The organism is Aromatoleum toluclasticum ATCC 700605 (assembly GCF_000378245.1).
Taxonomy (GTDB): domain Bacteria; phylum Pseudomonadota; class Gammaproteobacteria; order Burkholderiales; family Rhodocyclaceae; genus Aromatoleum; species Aromatoleum toluclasticum.
This window is the reverse complement of record NZ_KB899499.1, coordinates 99,264-115,171: the sequence shown is the minus strand read 5'-3', so window position 1 is coordinate 115,171 and position 15,908 is coordinate 99,264. Positions and strand designations below refer to the sequence as shown.

Sequence of the window (15,908 nt, the reverse complement as noted above, 5' to 3'; positions counted from 1 at the left end):
GGGAAGGGCGCGCGGTGCGCAAGCCGCCCGCGCTGCTCCCCGTCGAGGAGACCCTTGTGACGCCCTTGCGTATCGCATCGCTGACCGTGGTCACGATGATCGCCTTCGCGGCCAATTCCGTGCTGTGCCGCCTCGCGCTCCAGCACACCGGCATCGATCCGGCGAGTTTCACGGTGATCCGCCTCGTGTCGGGCGCCGTGATGCTTGCCATTTTGCTGCAGTGGCGACGCCAGCTTCCGGGCAAGGCGGGCAACTGGGCCTCGGCCCTCGCCCTGTTCGCCTACGCTGCGGGGTTCTCCTTCGCCTACGTGTCCCTGCCGACCGGCGTGGGGGCGCTGCTGTTGTTCGCCGCCGTGCAGGCGACCATGATCCTGACCGGAATCGCGCGTGGCGAGCGCCTGCGAGTGCAACAGACGGCCGGCTTGCTGCTCGCCTTCGGCGGGCTGGTGTACCTGCTGCTGCCGGGGTTGAGCGCGCCGCCCCTGGGTGGGGCCTTGCTGATGATAGGCGCGGGGATCGCGTGGGGCGTGTATTCGCTGCGTGGCCGCAAGGTCTCGGACGCCCTGGCGGCGACCGGCGGAAATTTCCTGCGCACGGTACCGATGGCGCTTGCGCTCGGCATCCTCGGCACCGGCGACGTTCGCGTCGATCCGGCGGGCGCGCTTTATGCGGTGCTTTCCGGAGCACTGGCCTCGGGGGCAGGCTATGCGGTGTGGTACGCCGCGCTGCGCGGCCTGACCGCCACCACGGCCGCGACCGTCCAGCTCAGCGTGCCGGTGATCGCGGCGGTGGGTGGAGTGTTGTTCCTCGGCGAGGCGTTAACGCTGCGCCTGGTCCTTTCGTCGGTCGCGATTCTCGGCGGTGTCGCCATCGTGTTGCTCAAGCGCCGCGCCTGATCGCTATCAACCCGGCGAACGGGGGGTATTTGCGTACCGCCTTGATTGCTGGCGTTCAGCGTGCAGGGCCGCAGCTGATGCGTTCGGCCGAATACACGGTCGCGCTGGCGACCGTCCGCGCGAATCGCCGCGCGCCGCTCTCGACCCGCGTGAGGAAACGCTGCACGGCGCCGGCGGGCGGCGGCTCAAGCCGGATGCGGGAGTCGTGGTCGGCCTCGATGAGCATCCGGCCCTCGCCAGGAACGCGGAAGCGGTCACCCGCGCAGAGCCACTTGTCCTGTGAGTATCCCTCAAGTGTCAGCCACGCGTGACCGCTTTCCAGAGTCACTTCCCAGTCACTCGCATCATTGATGGCGAGGATCCCGCCTGCTTGCAGATTCCATTCCGGACGCGCATATTTGACTTCCATGATGCCTCCTGACACTCCGCTCGTACAACCTCGTGGACGGCATTGTCATCGCGAACGGCGATCGTGAAAATCGATCTTTTCTGACATATTTGTGAGTAGGGCTCACATATAACAGGACTCACATATGGAACGCCCCGGAAAGCTTCCGCCGCTGCCGGCGCTGCGTGTCTTCGAGGCCGCGGCACGCCTGTCCAGCGTCTCGCGCGCAGCCGAGGAGCTCTTCGTCACGCACGGCGCTGTCAGCCACCAGATCCGCACGCTGGAGGAGCATCTCGGCTTTCCGCTCTTCCATCGCCAGGGCAGGGCGGTGGTGTTGACCCCCGCCGGCGAGGAGCTGTTGCAGGCCGCCAACGGCGCGCTGCGCCAGATTGCCGATACCGTGGCGAATCTCAAGCGGCGCTCCAATCCGAACCGCCTGTCGATCAGCGTCATGCCGTCCTTCGCCAGCCGCTGGCTCACGCCGCGCATCGGTGACTTCATCGATGCCCATCCCTCGGCGGAAGTGCATATCACTGCGACCAGCGCCCTCGCGGATTTCAACCGCGACGGCATGGACCTCAGCATCCGCTGGGGGCCGGGAGGCTACAACGGCGTCAGGAGCGAACTGCTGATGGACGACGTCCTCTTTCCGGTCGTGAGTCCTGCGCTGTGTGCCGGGCATTTCCTGCGCACCCCGGCCGACCTTGCCGGGCTGCCGCTCCTGCGTTCCGAAGGGGAGGACTGGGCACCGTGGTTTCGCGCCGCGGGCCTCGACTGGCCCGAACCGGCCAGTGGCCTGATGCTGTCCGATTCCGCCCTGGTGCTTCAGGCTGCGCTGGAAGGCCGCGGCGTTGCGCTCGCCCGCCGCAGTCTCGCCGCCTCCGCCGTGCGCGCGGGGAAACTGCTGCGCCCGTTCGACATCGAGATCGAGGCGCGGCACGCGCCGGAAGGCTTGAGCGCGATCGATTTTCCGCCCGATCTCCCGTTCGAGCAGCGCCCGCTGTGGCGCTACTGGATCGTGTCGCCGGAACGGACCCCGGAGACGCCCTTGCTCTCGGCCTTTCTCGAGTGGCTGCGTGCCGAGGCGGCGGCCGACCTCGCCGCACCGCTGGAAGCGCTGCCGGTGGGACGCGGGAGCTTCGCCGTCCTGCGTTGAGCCACCTGCTCAGGCGGCTGTCGTGCCCGTGCCGGTCGCCGCAGGGGCCAGCGTGACGACGGCCTCGAGCCCGCCCTCGGGGCGGTTCGCGAGCCGTACATCGCCGCCCTGCGCCCGCAGCAGGTTGCGTGCAATCGCCAGCCCGAGACCGGTGCCCCCCGTTTCCCGGTTGCGCGAGGACTCCACACGGTAGAAGGGCTCGAACACCTTGTCGAGTTCGTCCGGTGGCAGGCCGGGGCCTTCGTCGCGGATGCGGAGCTCGCAGGCGGCGGGCAGGGCGTGCAGGGCGATGCGCACGCGGCCCCCGAACTTGTGGCCGTTCTCGATCAGGTTCCACAATGCGCGCCGCAGTCCGCCCACCTGCCCGAGGCAGGGCGCCACCGGATCGCCCTCGATCTCGATGTCCCAGCCCATGTCCTGGGCGTCGTCGCGCAATGCGGCGACCAAGGCGTTCAGGTCAATCGCCTGCCTCGGCGCGCTCGCGTCCAGGCTGCGTGCGTAGTCCAGCCCTTCCTTCGCCAGTGCCTGCATCGCATCGAGGTCGCTCTGGAACTTCGCGCGCAGGGTCTCGTCGTCGATGAGCTCGGCACGCAGGCGCAGGCGCGTGATCGGGGTCTGAAGGTCGTGCGAGATCGCCGCCAGGATGCGCGTGCGCTCGCCCACATGCTGAAGGATGCGTTGCTGCATGCGATTGAAGGCGTGCGCCGCCAGCGCGGCTTCGGCGGGGCCGTCGGTGGCGAGCGGCGGACGGTTCGGATCCTCGCCCAGCGCGTCGGCGGCAGCGGCGAGCCGCGTGATCGGGCGCGTCGCGATGCGCACCGCGAACCACGTGAGCAGCGTGACGCCGACGAGCAAGGCCAGCAGCGAGGTAACGAGGCTGCCCGGCGGAAGTGGCGGCGGCCGCATGCCGAACATCGGGCCGGGCATGCGGATCAGCAGCGGGGTGCCGTCGCCCAGACTCAGGCTGACGAAGTACTGGAACCGGTGCGGATGCTCTTCGTCCGGCCTCGTACGGTTGAGCACTTCGACGCTGTGGTCGGGCAGGGCCTCGCGGATTGCCGCGGCAAGCGGCGCCGATGCGCCACTGGCGGTCGCATCGGGTGGTGGCGACACGAGGGCGAAGCGCAGGCGGCGGCGCCCGACCGCGTCGATCCAGTCTTCGCGCTGCCCTGCGGGCAGGTGTTCGAGTATATCGACGGCGGCAGCGATCTCGCGCGCGACGCCCTCGAACAGAACCTCGCGTGCATAGCGGTCGCGTTCGCCGACGAACAGCGTCAGGCTCACGGCAAGCACCACCACCATCCCGCCCAGCCAGATCAGCATCAGTCGGGCGAACAGCGTGCGGGTCCAGCCGGTCTTCATGCGGCCCCGTCCCCGGGCGTGACCGGCGTCACCGCGCACGCGAGCACGTAGCCCTCGTTGCGCACGGTCTTGATGATCTCCGGCTCGCGTGCGTTGTCGCCGAGGCGCTGGCGCAGCCTGCTCACGAGCAGGTCGATCGAGCGGTCGAAGATGTCCGCCTCGCGGCCCTGGGTCAGTTCCATCAGCTGGTCGCGATTCAGCACCCGTTGTGGATGCGACAGGAACACCGACAGGAGCCGGTACTCGGCGCCCGACAAGGGGACAATCGTGCCGTCGGTGCCGATGAGGTGGCGGCCCACGGTATTCAGGCGCCAGTGGGCAAAGCCCAGCTCGGTTGCGTGCTGCACCGGCGCGGTCTCGAGATTGGGCGGCAGTGCGCGTGCGCGGCGCAGGATCGCGCGGATACGCGCGAGCAGCTCGCGCGGGACGAAGGGCTTCGGCAGATAGTCGTCCGCACCCATCTCCAGCCCGAGGATGCGGTCCATGTCTTCCCCCCGCGCGGTCAGCATCAGGACCGGGGTGTTCACATGCGGGCCGGCCGCGCGCAGGTTGCGGCACAGGGTCAGACCGTCCTCCCCGGGCAGCATCAGGTCCAGCACGATCAGGTCCACGCGGTGACGGTCGAGCGCGGCCTTCATCTCGCGCCCGTCTGCGGCGGTCGTGCAGCGCAGTCCCTGCTTCTCGAGGTAGTCGGCCAGCAGCGTGCGGATCTCGCGGTCGTCGTCGACGATCAGGATATGGTCGGGGGCGTTTGTCATGTTCATTGGATCGATGCGGCGGAGTCGCCCCGGAAGTCCGGGTCGACCGAATCTTACGGCTCAGGGGCCGCCGGTTTGTATCCCAGAGTATCGCCCAAGGCGCCCGAAACAAGACCATTCAATCCGCTTTCCCCCGGACAAATCGCGCTTACATGGCGGTGCTGAAATGACCCTGCCGCCCGGAGAGGGCGAACCCGACCACTAACCGGAGAAGAATCATGAAAACCTGGATGAAGCATTCACTCGCCGCCGCGCTCGTCGCGACGATCGGCGTTGGCGCCAGCGGGGCGTTCGCGGCGCCGTGGGGCGACTGCGACGGCCCACGCGGTGGAATGGACCGGATGCACCGCATGGACCCGGCGGCGATGTCCGAGCACATGACCCAGCGCCTTGCGACGCTGCAGACAGCGCTTTCCCTCAAGCCTGAGCAGGCCGTGGCATGGGAGCAGTTCAAGAGCGTGATGCAGGACAAGGCGCGCAGGATGTCCGAACACATGCAGGCGATGCGGACGCAGGAGCGCCCGAAGACCGTGCCTGACCGCATGGAGCGCATGGAATCCTTCGCGAAGGAGCGTCTGGCGTCGCTGCAGGAGGTGCGCAAGGCAACCGATGCCTTGTATGGCGGCCTCGACGCGACGCAGAAGAAGACCTTCGACGAACAGTTCCCGATGTTCGGGCCGCGCGGAATGGGGCGGGGCGAAATGGGGCGAGGCGGAAAAGGCGGCGGCCACATGGGACCGGGACGGATGGGTCCGGGTATGGCGCCCCAGGGCGGTCCGGGCAGCGCGACCTGACGGAGCCGGCGCAACCCGAAATGGAAAAAGCCGCGCCTTGTGGGCGCGGCTTTCAGCTTGGGCGGGCCTGATGGCGGCCCGCCTATGCCCCTTTGATCAGTGGAACTGCTCTTCTTCGGTCGAACCGGTCAGCGCCTTCACCGAGGACGAACCGCCCTGGATCACGGTCGTCACGTCGTCGAAGTAGCCGGCACCGACTTCCTGCTGGTGCGACACGAAGGTGTAACCCTGCTCGCGAGCAGCGAATTCCTTCTCCTGAACCATCTCGACGTAGTGCTTCATGCCTTCGCCGCGAGCGTAAGCGTGCGCGAACTGGAAGGTGTTGAACCAATTGACGTGGATACCGGCCAGCGTGATGAACTGGTACTTGTAGCCCAGCGCCGACAGCTCGTCCTGGAACTTGGCGATGGTCTTGTCGTCAAGGTTCTTCTTCCAGTTGAACGACGGCGAGCAGTTGTACGACAGCAGCTTGCCCGGGCAGGCGGACAGCACGGCCTGCGCGAACTCGCGGGCAAAGCCGAGGTCCGGCGTGCCGGTCTCGCACCACACCAGGTCGGCGTACGGGGCGTAGGCAACACCGCGGCTGATGGCCTGCTCGAGGCCGTTCTTCACGCGGTAGAAGCCTTCCTGGGTACGCTCGCCGGTGAGGAAGGGCTTGTCGTTAGCGTCATGGTCCGAGGTGATCAGGTTCGCCGCTTCCGCATCGGTACGGGCCAGGATCAGGGTCGACACGCCCATCACGTCGGAGGCGAAGCGGGCCGAAATCAGCTTCTCGATCGCTTCCTGCGTCGGCACGAGCACCTTGCCGCCCATGTGACCGCACTTCTTCACGGCAGCCAGCTGGTCTTCGAAGTGCACACCGGCGGCGCCGGCGGCGATCATGTTCTTCATCAGTTCGAAGGCGTTCAGCACGCCGCCGAAACCGGCTTCCGCGTCAGCGACGATCGGCAGGAAGTAATCGATGAATTCCTTGTCGCCCGGATTGACACCGCGCGACCACTGGATCTCGTCGGCACGCTTGAAGGTGTTGTTGATGCGGCGAACCATCGTCGGCACCGAGTCGTAGGCGTACAGCGACTGGTCCGGGTACATGGTTTCGGAGGTGTTGCCGTCGGCGGCGACCTGCCAGCCCGACAGATAGACGGCTTCCAGGCCGGCCTTGGCCTGTTGCATCGCCTGACCGGCGGTGATCGCGCCGAAGGCGTTCACATAGCCCTTCTTCGCGCCGCCGTTGACCTTTTCCCACAGCTTTTCGGCGCCGCGCTTCGCCAGGGTGTGCTCGATCGGCAGGGAGCCGCGCAGGCGGACGACATCGGCGGCGCTGTAGCCACGCTTGATGCCATTCCAGCGGGAGTTTTCGGCCCAGTCTTTCTCGAGGGCGGCGATTTGCTGTTCGCGGGTCAGGGTCATGACAATTCCTTCTCGTCGGATGGTTTACGTGCAGGTTTCAACTCGGCTGACCCACCCGGTGGGTGTCCCGGCCGGGTGGGTCTCGCCGGTACGGGGGCCGCCGAAGCGTCCTCGTGTGGGGAAAAGTATAGGGACGATCTCGCTTTGCAGCAATAAGTCTTATATAAGATATAAGAAATTATTTGAGGCAAAAAAATCAACGGGTTACGTTCTTGTTTTCGTATTGTGAGAACGTAATCGGCGTTGTGAAATGAAAAGCTGCTGCGGTGCGCAAGATCGGACGCAGGTTTCGTCGCGCAAGGCGGGGACGAAGGGCGGGGAGTGCGGGGCCGCCGCGACGCGGCGACATCCGCCCGCGGGGCTATGAGAGGGGCGAGGCGAGCGGGGAAGGTGTGTCGGGGGGGGGGGCGCCGGCGCGAGCCGGGGCGGGGCCGGCGCCTGAAGCGCGGCCCCGTAATGGTCAGAGCAGAGGCGATTCGGACAGCACGACGCCGTCCTCGTCCGCGTAGACGAACTGGCCCGGAACGAAGGTGACGCCGCCGAAGGTCACCGGCAGATCCGTGTCGCCTACGCCCTTCTTGATGCTCTTCTGTGGATGGGTGCCGAGCGCGAACACGCCGATGTCCATGTCGCCGATCGCCTTGGAATCACGGATGCAGCCATAGACGATCACGCCGGTCCAGCCGTTCTTCACCCCCAGCAGCGCCAGCTGATCGCCGACCAACGCGCAGCGCATCGACGCGCCGCCGTCGATCACGAGCACGCGTCCCTTGCCCGGCCCCTCCAGCGCGCTGCGCACTAGCGAGTTGTCCTCGAAGACCTTGAGCGTCGCGATCTCGCCACCGAAGGCGGGGCGGCCGCCGTAGCTGCGGAACATCGGGCTGACGACACGGAGTTTGCCCTCGTGGGCGTCGCACAGGTCTGCGGTCTGGATTTCCATGTTTGCGTTTCCTTGTTTGCTAGCGGTTGATAGGGGCCATTCGATGACACGCGCAAACCTGCGCACGTTCAGGGCTGGCACGATAAACCAGCGCGGCACACAAAAAAAGGGCGACCCGCAGGTCGCCCTTTCCGATCGCGTCAGCTTCGTGGTGTTCGAACGCTCAGACCGTGGCCGCTTCCGTCTGGTCGAAGACCAGCTTGACCTTGCCTTCGCCATCGAGATCGATCGTCACCCTGCCGCCGTGCACCAGGCGTCCGAACAGCAGCTCGTCGGCGAGTGCCGAGCGGATCGTGTCCTGGATCAGGCGTGCCATCGGCCGCGCGCCCATGACCGGATCGAAGCCTTCGGACGCCAGCCAGCCCTTGAGCTCGTCGGTGAAGTGTGCCTCGACCTTCTTCTCGTGCAGTTGCGCCTCGAGCTGCATCAGGAACTTGTCGACGACGCGCAGGATGATCTCGTTGTCCAGCGACTTGAAGGAGATGGTCGCATCCAGCCGGTTGCGGAACTCCGGCGAGAACATGCGCTTGATCTCGCCCATCTCGTCGCCGACCTCGCGCTTGGCCGAGAAGCCGATCACCGACTTCTGCATCATCTCGGCGCCCGCGTTGGTCGTCATGATGATGATCACGTTGCGGAAATCCGCCTGCCGGCCGTTGTTGTCGGTCAGCGTGCCGTGGTCCATCACCTGCAGCAGGATATTGAAGATGTCCGGATGTGCCTTCTCGATCTCGTCGAGCAGCAGCACGCAGTGCGGCTTCTTCGTGATCGCCTCGGTCAGCAGGCCGCCCTGGTCGAAGCCGACGTATCCCGGCGGCGCACCGATCAGGCGGCTCACCGCATGGCGCTCCATGTATTCCGACATGTCGAAGCGCACGAGTTCGATGCCCATCGTGAAGGCGAGCTGGCGCGCCACCTCGGTCTTGCCGACGCCGGTGGGGCCGGAGAACAGGAAGCTGCCGATCGGCTTGGCCGGATTGCCCAGGCCGGAGCGCGACATCTTGATCGCCTTCGCGAGCGCCTCGATCGCGGCCTCCTGACCGAACACGACGTTCTTCAGGTCGCGATCGAGGTTCTTCAGCGCGGCCTTGTCGTCGCTCGACACGGTGCGCGGCGGGATGCGCGCCATCTTCGCGACGATATCCTCGATCTCGCCCTTGCCGATCGTCTTGCGCTGCTTCGACTTGGGCAGGATGCGTTGCGCGGCACCCGCTTCGTCGATCACGTCGATGGCCTTGTCGGGCAGCTGGCGGTCATTGATATAGCGGGCCGACAGTTCGGCCGCCGAACTCAGCGCGGCCGTCGAGTACCTGACGCCGTGGTGCTCCTCGAAGCGGCTCTTGAGTCCCTTCAGGATCTCGACCGTTTCGGCGACCGAGGGCTCGGTCACGTCGACCTTCTGGAAGCGCCGCGACAGCGCATGGTCCTTCTCGAAGATCTGGCGGAACTCGGAATAGGTCGTTGCACCAATGCACTTCAGCTGGCCCGACGACAACGCCGGCTTGAGCAGGTTGGACGCATCCAGCGTGCCGCCCGACGCGGCGCCCGCGCCGATCAGTGTGTGAATCTCGTCGATGAAGAGGATGGCGTTGCGCGTCTCGCGCAGCTGCTTCAGCACGGCCTTCAGGCGCTGCTCGAAATCGCCACGATACTTCGTGCCGGCGAGCAGGGCGCCCATATCCAGTGCATACACCTGCGCGCCTTCGAGCACTTCCGGGATGCGTCCTTCGACGATGGAGCGCGCGAGGCCTTCCGCGATCGCGGTCTTGCCCACGCCTGCTTCGCCGACCAGCAGCGGATTGTTCTTGCGCCGTCGGCACAGTGTCTGGATAACGCGCTCGAGCTCGCGCTCGCGACCGATCAGGGGGTCGATCTTGCCAATGAGGGCCTGCTGGTTGAGGTTCTGCGTGTAGTTCTCCAGCGCGCTGTTGGCCGGTGTCCCGCCTTCGCCTTCCGGCTCCCCCGGTTCCTGGGGCTCGTTCTTGCCTTGCGGCGGCTGCCCCTGCTGCGGGGACTTCGAGATCCCGTGCGAGATGAAGTTCACCACGTCCAGGCGCGAGATGTTCTGCCGCTGCAGGAAATAGACGGCGTGCGAGTCCTTCTCGCCGAAGATCGCCACGAGCACGTTCGCGCCGGTCACTTCCTTCTTGCCTGACGACTGGACATGCAGGATCGCACGCTGGATCACACGCTGGAAGCCGAGCGTCGGCTGTGTGTCGATCTCATCCGTGCCTTCGACCTTGGGGGTGTGCTCGTTGATGAAATTTGCCAGTTCCCGACGCAGTTCCTCGACGTTCGCTGCGCAGGCGCGCAGGACCTCGGCTGCAGAGGGGTTGTCGAGCAGCGCGAGCAGCAGGTGTTCCACGGTAATGAACTCGTGCCGCTTTTGCCGGGCTTCGACAAACGCCATGTGCAGACTGACTTCAAGCTCTTGCGCGATCATTCTCAGTTTTCCTCCATCACGCATGCCAGCGGATGCTGGTGCTGACGGGCGAAGGATACGACCTGTTCCACCTTGGTCGCTGCGACGTCCTTCGCGAAGACGCCGCAGACCCCCATGCCCTCTCTGTGGACTTGGAGCATGACCCGCGTAGCCCGTTCGCGGTCCATGCCGAAAAATTTCTGCAGCACAACGATGACGAAATCCATGGGTGTGAAGTCGTCATTGAGCAACAGCACCTTGTATAGCGGCGGGGGCTTGGTGCGAGAGCGCTCCGCCTCGAGTATGAACTCGCCCTGTTTTTGCGTGGCCATGCGGCCCATTCTAATCAAGTGGAAGCGGAGTGCAACAGCTGCCGGGCAGCTCGGGCAAGGCGTTTGCGCGTGTGCGGAAGTGTGTCGATACCACAAGCGGCATATTGCGGCGCAACGAATGAGCGCCGATGGATAATGGCATTGGATTGACTGCAGACAGCGCCAGGATGGGCGTTTTCAGCGGGTTTTCGTCGCTGCGACGCAGCAATTCCGGCGGCAATAAATTGTTGACGCTCTGCTGACAAATGCGTAAAAGCAGGACGGGTGCGAGATGCAAAGTTCAATGCACTGGTTCTGTGGTCCTGGCTGCTTTTGTGGTCCCTGGCTTGTCAGTACTGGTAACGCTTCACTGAGCATTAATGCACTGAAGGGGGAGACCCCGCATCGTTTTAAGTAATCTTGAAGGATTAAGGCAACATGGCAACTGGTACCGTTAAGTGGTTCAACGACTCCAAGGGTTTTGGCTTTATTACTCCGGACGATGGCAGCGAGGATCTGTTCGCTCACTTCTCCGCGATCAATATGGCCGGCTTCAAGACGCTGAAGGAAGGCGAAAAGGTTTCCTTCGAAGTCACCCAGGGTCCGAAGGGCAAGCAGGCCTCTAACATCCAGAAGGCCTGATGTCCCTTTAGTCCGGAAGGCCGTACGCTCCAGCGAAAGGCCTTCGGGAAGAACAAGAGGCCGCCGGATCACTCCGGCGGCCTCTTGTTTTGCGCGCTGCGTCCCTGGAGCAGGCCGCAGCCTGCGAGGGGGCTTACTTCAGCTTCACTTCCTTGTACAGGACGTGCTTGCGTGCGACGGGGTCGTACTTGTTGAACTCAAGCTTGTTCGGGGTGGTGCGCTTGTTCTTCGAGGTCGTGTAGAAATGACCGGTACCTGCGGTCGATTCCAGCTTGATCTTTTCGCGGCCGCCTTTAGCCATTTGAATCTCCGTTCAGTTGCTGCGCCGTGCGGCGCAGTGCTTGTATCCGCAGTGTCAGACTTTTTCGCCGCGGGCGCGCAGCTCGGACACGACGACGTCGATGCCCTTCTTGTCGATGGTGCGCAGCGCGGCGTTGGATACGCGCAGGCGGATCCAGCGGTTTTCAGCTTCGCTCCAGAACCGGCGATTCTGCAGGTTCGGGAGGAAACGACGCTTGGTCTTGTTGTTGGCGTGGGAAACGTTGTTTCCCACCATCGGTGCCTTACCGGTCACTTGGCAAACGCGAGCCATAGGTTGCTCCAGGGAATTCGGATTGCGGAAAACGCAAGATGATATCCGATGTTGTCCGAAGGGGGCAAGTCCGGCGTGCGATTGCCGGCCAGGGGGCGGGGTTTGCGCTATAGCAGGCCCCGTTCGGCGAAGGAGAGCGGGCGCGCGTGGGCGGTGACGATGAAGTGGTCCAGGGTACGCACGTCGACGAGGTCGAGCGCCTGCTTGAGATTGCGGGTCAGCAGCTCGTCGGCGCCGCTCGGTTCGCAGGCGCCGGAGGGGTGATTGTGCGCGAGGATGACGGCGGCGGCATTGCGCGACAGGGCGAGCTTGACCACTTCGCGCGGGTAGACGCTGGTCTGCGTGAGGGTGCCACGGAAAAGTTCGACGGCTTCGATCAGGCGGTTGCGGGCGTCGAGGAGCAGCACGCAGAACACCTCGTGGGGCAGGCTGCCGATGCGCAGCCGCAGCCAGTCGCGCACCGCGGAGGGCGAGTCGAACACGTCGCGTGCGGCCATCTCCTCGCTCAGGGCGCGCCGGGCCAGTTCCATGACTGCCTGCAGTTGGGCATACTTCGCCAGCCCCATGCCGGGGACCGCAGCGAAGTCGTCTGCCGGCGCGGCGCACAGGCGGGTCAGGGAGCCGAAGCGTTCGAGCAGCTCGCGGGCGAGATCGACGGCGCTCTTGCCGCGGACGCCGACACGCAGGAACAACGCGAGGAGTTCGGCGTCGGAGAGGGCTGCGGGGCCGCGTCCGAGGAGTTTTTCGCGCGGTCGTTCGTGTTCCGGCCAGTCGGTGATTGCCATGTCGGGAGCAGGTTGTGGGTGAGTGGATAATTGTAAGGCATATGTCATGTGCGAATTGAAGGGGCGCAAGCTGGTCCTTGGCGTGACCGGCGGGGTGGCCGCATACAAGGCGGCGGAACTCGTGCGGCTGCTGGGCAAGGCCGGGGCGGACGTGCACGTCGTGCTGACGGAGGGCGGGGCGCGTTTCGTGACGCCGGTGACCTATCAGGCGCTGTCGGGCAATCGGGTGTGGACGGACCTGTGGGATGCGCGCATGGACAACAACATGGCGCACATCGATCTCACGCGCGGTGCGGATGCGGTCCTGATCGCGCCGGCGACGGCGGACGTGATCGCGAAGCTGGTGCAGGGGCGGGCGGACGACCTGCTGACGACGCTGAGTCTCGCGCGGGAGTGTCCGCTGCTGGTGGCGCCGGCGATGAACCGCCAGATGTGGGAACACCCGGCGACGCAGCGCAACGTGGCGCAGCTCGCCGCCGACGGCGCGACGGTTCTCGGGCCGGCCGCGGGCGATCAGGCCTGCGGGGAGGTGGGCATGGGGCGGATGCTGGAGCCGGAGGAACTGCTCGAGCACGTGATCGCATTCTTCCAGCCGAAGCTGCTCGCGGGCCGCAAGGTCGTCCTGACCGCCGGGCCGACCTTCGAGGCGATCGACCCGGTGCGCGGGATCACGAACACCAGCTCGGGCAAGATGGGCTACGCGCTGGCTCAGGCATGCGTGCGGGCCGGTGCGGAAGTCGTGCTGGTGAGCGGACCAACGGGCCTTCCCGTGCCGGCCGGCGCGCGGCGCGCGGACGTTCGCAGCGCCTTGCAGATGCGCGATGCGGTGATGGCGGCGCTGCCGGGGGCGGACGTCTTCATCGGCGTGGCGGCGGTGGCGGACTATCGTCCGGCCGATGCCGCGGAGCACAAGGTGAAGAAGTCGTCGGCGGACATGACGCTGCGGCTGACGCCCAACCCCGACATTCTGGCCGAGGTCGCGGCGCGCGCGGATGCGCCCTTCTGCGTCGGCTTCGCTGCGGAGAGCCGCGACCTGGATGCCTATGCGGAAGGCAAGCGGCGGGCGAAGCGCCTGCCGATGCTGGTCGGCAACCTGGTGCAGGACGGTCTCGGCAGCGACGACAACCTGGTGATCCTGTACGACGACGCGGGGCGCCATCCGCTCGAGCGCGCACCGAAGACCGAGGTCGCGCGCAGGATCGTCGAACATCTGGCCGGTCTGCTGAAGACGGCTGCAAACTGAGGGCGAACATGCACCGAATCGACGTCAAGATCCTCGACGATCGCTTGCGCGATCACAAGCCGTCCTACGCCACGCCGGGTTCGGCCGGGCTGGACCTGCGCGCCTGCCTGAATGCGCCGGTGACGCTCCATCCGGGCGACTCCACGCTGATCCCGAGCGGCCTCGCGATCCATCTCGCCGATCCCGGGCTCGCCGCGATGGTGCTGCCGCGCTCGGGGTTGGGGCACAAGCACGGCATCGTGCTGGGCAATCTGGTCGGTTTGATCGATTCCGACTATCAGGGCCAGATCTTCGTGTCGGTGTGGAACCGCGGCCGCGCGAGTTTCACGTTGCAGCCGATGGAGCGTATCGCGCAGCTGGTGGTGGTGCCGGTGCTGCAGGTCGGGTTCAATGTCGTCGATGAATTCCCGGAAAGCGATCGCGGCGAAGGCGGGTTCGGCAGCACCGGCAAGCATTGATGCATGCGGGGATTCCCGTCGGGGTGCATGTCCTGCTGGAGCGTGAGGGCAGCGTCCTGTTGATGCGCCGTGCCGGTACGGGCTTCTTCGACGGGCTGTTCAGCCTGCCTGGCGGTCATGTCGAGCCCGGCGAATCGCTGGGCGCGACCGCGGTGCGCGAGATGCGCGAGGAGCTGGGGATCGACATCGATCCGGCGGAGTTGGCGAACCTGGGCGTCGTGCATCGCCGGTCGGATACCAACCGGGTGGATTTCTTCCTGCGCGCGAAGGCGTGGTCGGGCGAGCCGCGCATCTGCGAACCCGGCAAGTGCGACGCGCTGGGCTGGTTCGCGCGCGGCGGGCTGCCGGCGAACACGGTGGCCTACGTGCGCGCGGCGCTGGCCGCGGGCGAGGGGCCGTGGCTGCTGGAACTGGGTTGGTGAGCGCCTGCCGTGGGGCCGATCAGAGGCCGATGCGGTGCCGGCCGCCGCGTCAGCCCAGCATGTCGGCGCGGATGTTCTGCGCCCAGGCCGCAGCGTAGCGTCCTTCCTCTTCGCTCGCCGACGACGACAGGCCGCCCGCGCCGGCGACCGGCAGGACGGTTCCCTCGGCCGTGTCGTAGCGGTGCACGGTCGCGACGTGGATCGCTCTGCGGTCGTCGACGAAGCTGTAGCAGGTGTTCAGCAGCGTCGGGACGGGGTCGGGCGAACGGCCGTCGAACAGTTCGACGATCGCGGCTGCGGCAAGCTTGGCCTGCTGGTTCGCGATGTGGCCGGATTTCGGCATGCCCGGTGCGGCGAGCACCGCGTCGCCGATGACATGGACGCCGGGGAGGCCGGGTACTTCCATCGTGCGCCAGTCGACCTCGATCCATCGGCCGTTGGTCAGGGGGATACCCAGCCCGTCCACGAGTCGCCCCGCGCGCATCGGCGGGACGACGTTGAGGACGTCGGCGCGGATCCGGTCGAATTCGAGTTCGGCGTTCAGGGTATTGGCATCGACCGAGAGCAGGGTGCTGTCGGGGCGGTATTCGATGATGTCCTTGTATGGTCCGGCAAAGGCTGTGGCGAACAAAGCCTTCTTGGACTGGATCTCGCTGTTGGCGTCGAGGAGGAGCAGCTTCGCGCGCGGCTTGCGCGCACGCAGGTAGTGCGCGACGAGGCAGGCCCGTTCGTAGGGGCCGGGCGGGCAGCGGTAGGGGGACTTCGGGACGTGCAGTGCGAACACGCCGCCCTCGGGCATCGCCTCGATCTGGCGACGCAGCAGTTCGGTCTGCGGGCCGGCCTTCCAGGCGTGGGGGATGCGCTCGAAGTTGCCTGCCAGCCCCGCCACCTGCTCGGCGAGGAAATCCACGCCGGGGGCGAGCACGATGCGGTCGAAGGCGATTGTGCCGTTGCGGGCGAGGCGGATCTCGCGTCGGGCGACGTCCATCTGGGTGACTTCGTCGCAGACGACGCGCACGCCCCAGCGCGTGCGCAGGCGCTCGTAGTTCGCCGTCAGCTCGTCGAGGCTGCGCAGGCCGGCGAGGACGAGGTTGGACATCGGGCAGGAGACGAAGCGCGCTTCGCGTTCGACCAGCGTGACGTCGACGCGGCCGGCGCTCCACAGGCGCAGGTACTTCGCCGTCGTCGCGCCACCGTATCCGCCGCCGACCACGACGACGCGCGGGGCGGGGCGCGGCGGGGCGGCTGAACACGCCGCAAGGATGGCGGTGGCCGGTGCGGTTGCGGTCAGGCCCAGGCTACGCAGGAAACGGCGTCTGTCCATCGTTG

At 66.2% G+C, this 15,908-nt stretch carries 18 protein-coding genes; 7 read left to right on the top strand and 11 right to left on the bottom strand.

The features are described 5' to 3' along the window. Positions 1–14 precede the first annotated feature (14 nt). Positions 15–896: a DMT family transporter gene (locus F464_RS0115960; RefSeq protein WP_018990841.1), complete on the top strand. Its 882-nt coding sequence runs from the start codon at positions 15–17 to the stop codon at positions 894–896. Between the two features lie 55 nt (positions 897–951). Here F464_RS0115960 and F464_RS0115955 read toward each other — a convergent pair whose 3' ends face one another. Further along, a complete protein-coding gene (locus F464_RS0115955; protein ID WP_018990840.1) occupies positions 952–1,305 on the bottom strand; it encodes a DUF2917 domain-containing protein in 354 nt (117 codons plus the stop codon). Between the two features lie 124 nt (positions 1,306–1,429). On the opposite strand from F464_RS0115955, the gene gcvA reads away from it, so the two are divergent. Next, the gene (gene gcvA, locus F464_RS0115950; protein WP_018990839.1) at positions 1,430–2,440 is read left to right on the top strand and encodes a transcriptional regulator GcvA; all 1,011 of its coding nucleotides are present in this window, start codon (positions 1,430–1,432) and stop codon (positions 2,438–2,440) included. A gap of 9 nt (positions 2,441–2,449) precedes the next feature. On the opposite strand, the gene F464_RS0115945 is transcribed toward gcvA, so the two are convergent. After that, complete coding sequence (locus F464_RS0115945; RefSeq protein ID WP_018990838.1) at positions 2,450–3,802, bottom strand: ATP-binding protein; 1,353 nt, start codon at positions 3,800–3,802, stop codon at positions 2,450–2,452. After that, positions 3,799–4,560: a response regulator gene (locus F464_RS0115940; RefSeq protein ID WP_026296056.1), complete on the bottom strand. Its 762-nt coding sequence runs from the start codon at positions 4,558–4,560 to the stop codon at positions 3,799–3,801. The genes F464_RS0115945 and F464_RS0115940 overlap by 4 nt, the downstream gene beginning before the upstream one ends. A gap of 218 nt (positions 4,561–4,778) precedes the next feature. Here F464_RS0115940 and F464_RS0115935 point away from each other — a divergent pair, with 218 nt between their 5' ends. Further along, complete coding sequence (locus F464_RS0115935) at positions 4,779–5,354, top strand: Spy/CpxP family protein refolding chaperone (RefSeq protein ID WP_018990836.1); 576 nt, start codon at positions 4,779–4,781, stop codon at positions 5,352–5,354. A gap of 96 nt (positions 5,355–5,450) precedes the next feature. On the opposite strand, the gene aceA is transcribed toward F464_RS0115935, so the two are convergent. The 4 genes from aceA to clpS form a co-directional block, all read right to left on the bottom strand. After that, entirely contained in the window at positions 5,451–6,764 is a 1,314-nt protein-coding gene (aceA, locus tag F464_RS0115930; RefSeq protein ID WP_018990835.1) for an isocitrate lyase, read from the bottom strand. 460 nt (positions 6,765–7,224) lie between these two features. After that, positions 7,225–7,704, bottom strand: coding sequence for a ribonuclease E activity regulator RraA (rraA, locus tag F464_RS0115925; protein ID WP_018990834.1), 480 nt, complete (start codon positions 7,702–7,704; stop codon positions 7,225–7,227). A gap of 163 nt (positions 7,705–7,867) precedes the next feature. Beyond that, on the bottom strand, positions 7,868–10,147 hold the full coding sequence (gene clpA / locus F464_RS0115920; RefSeq protein WP_018990833.1) for an ATP-dependent Clp protease ATP-binding subunit ClpA: 2,280 nt from the start codon (positions 10,145–10,147) through the stop codon (positions 7,868–7,870). Between the two features lie 2 nt (positions 10,148–10,149). Continuing rightward, the gene (gene clpS / locus F464_RS0115915; RefSeq protein ID WP_026296055.1) at positions 10,150–10,458 is read right to left on the bottom strand and encodes an ATP-dependent Clp protease adapter ClpS; all 309 of its coding nucleotides are present in this window, start codon (positions 10,456–10,458) and stop codon (positions 10,150–10,152) included. Positions 10,459–10,875: 417 nt separating this feature from the next. Here clpS and F464_RS0115910 point away from each other — a divergent pair, with 417 nt between their 5' ends. Further along, complete coding sequence (locus F464_RS0115910) at positions 10,876–11,079, top strand: cold-shock protein (RefSeq protein ID WP_018990831.1); 204 nt, start codon at positions 10,876–10,878, stop codon at positions 11,077–11,079. 133 nt (positions 11,080–11,212) lie between these two features. On the opposite strand, the gene rpmG is transcribed toward F464_RS0115910, so the two are convergent. The 3 genes from rpmG to radC all read right to left on the bottom strand — a co-directional run bounded on the left by rpmG (position 11,213) and on the right by radC (position 12,456). Then, complete coding sequence (gene rpmG, locus F464_RS0115905; protein WP_018990830.1) at positions 11,213–11,380, bottom strand: 50S ribosomal protein L33; 168 nt, start codon at positions 11,378–11,380, stop codon at positions 11,213–11,215. A gap of 54 nt (positions 11,381–11,434) precedes the next feature. Beyond that, the gene (gene rpmB / locus F464_RS0115900; RefSeq protein WP_018990829.1) at positions 11,435–11,671 is read right to left on the bottom strand and encodes a 50S ribosomal protein L28; all 237 of its coding nucleotides are present in this window, start codon (positions 11,669–11,671) and stop codon (positions 11,435–11,437) included. Positions 11,672–11,778: 107 nt separating this feature from the next. Further along, positions 11,779–12,456 carry a RadC family protein gene (gene radC / locus F464_RS0115895; protein ID WP_018990828.1) on the bottom strand — a complete coding sequence of 226 codons (678 nt, stop codon included), beginning with the start codon at positions 12,454–12,456 and terminating at the stop codon, positions 11,779–11,781. Positions 12,457–12,502: 46 nt separating this feature from the next. Here radC and coaBC point away from each other — a divergent pair, with 46 nt between their 5' ends. The 3 genes from coaBC to F464_RS0115880 are packed head-to-tail and all read left to right on the top strand — an operon-like array spanning position 12,503 to position 14,579. Continuing rightward, positions 12,503–13,699 carry a bifunctional phosphopantothenoylcysteine decarboxylase/phosphopantothenate--cysteine ligase CoaBC gene (gene coaBC / locus F464_RS0115890; protein ID WP_018990827.1) on the top strand — a complete coding sequence of 399 codons (1,197 nt, stop codon included), beginning with the start codon at positions 12,503–12,505 and terminating at the stop codon, positions 13,697–13,699. A gap of 8 nt (positions 13,700–13,707) precedes the next feature. Beyond that, a complete protein-coding gene (dut, locus tag F464_RS0115885) occupies positions 13,708–14,157 on the top strand; it encodes a dUTP diphosphatase (protein WP_018990826.1) in 450 nt (149 codons plus the stop codon). Further along, on the top strand, positions 14,157–14,579 hold the full coding sequence (locus F464_RS0115880) for an NUDIX hydrolase (RefSeq protein ID WP_018990825.1): 423 nt from the start codon (positions 14,157–14,159) through the stop codon (positions 14,577–14,579). Before dut ends, F464_RS0115880 begins: the two co-directional genes overlap by 1 nt. Positions 14,580–14,628: 49 nt before the next feature. On the opposite strand, the gene F464_RS0115875 is transcribed toward F464_RS0115880, so the two are convergent. Beyond that, a complete protein-coding gene (locus tag F464_RS0115875; RefSeq protein ID WP_018990824.1) occupies positions 14,629–15,903 on the bottom strand; it encodes an NAD(P)/FAD-dependent oxidoreductase in 1,275 nt (424 codons plus the stop codon). Between the last annotated feature and the right edge of the window lie 5 nt (positions 15,904–15,908).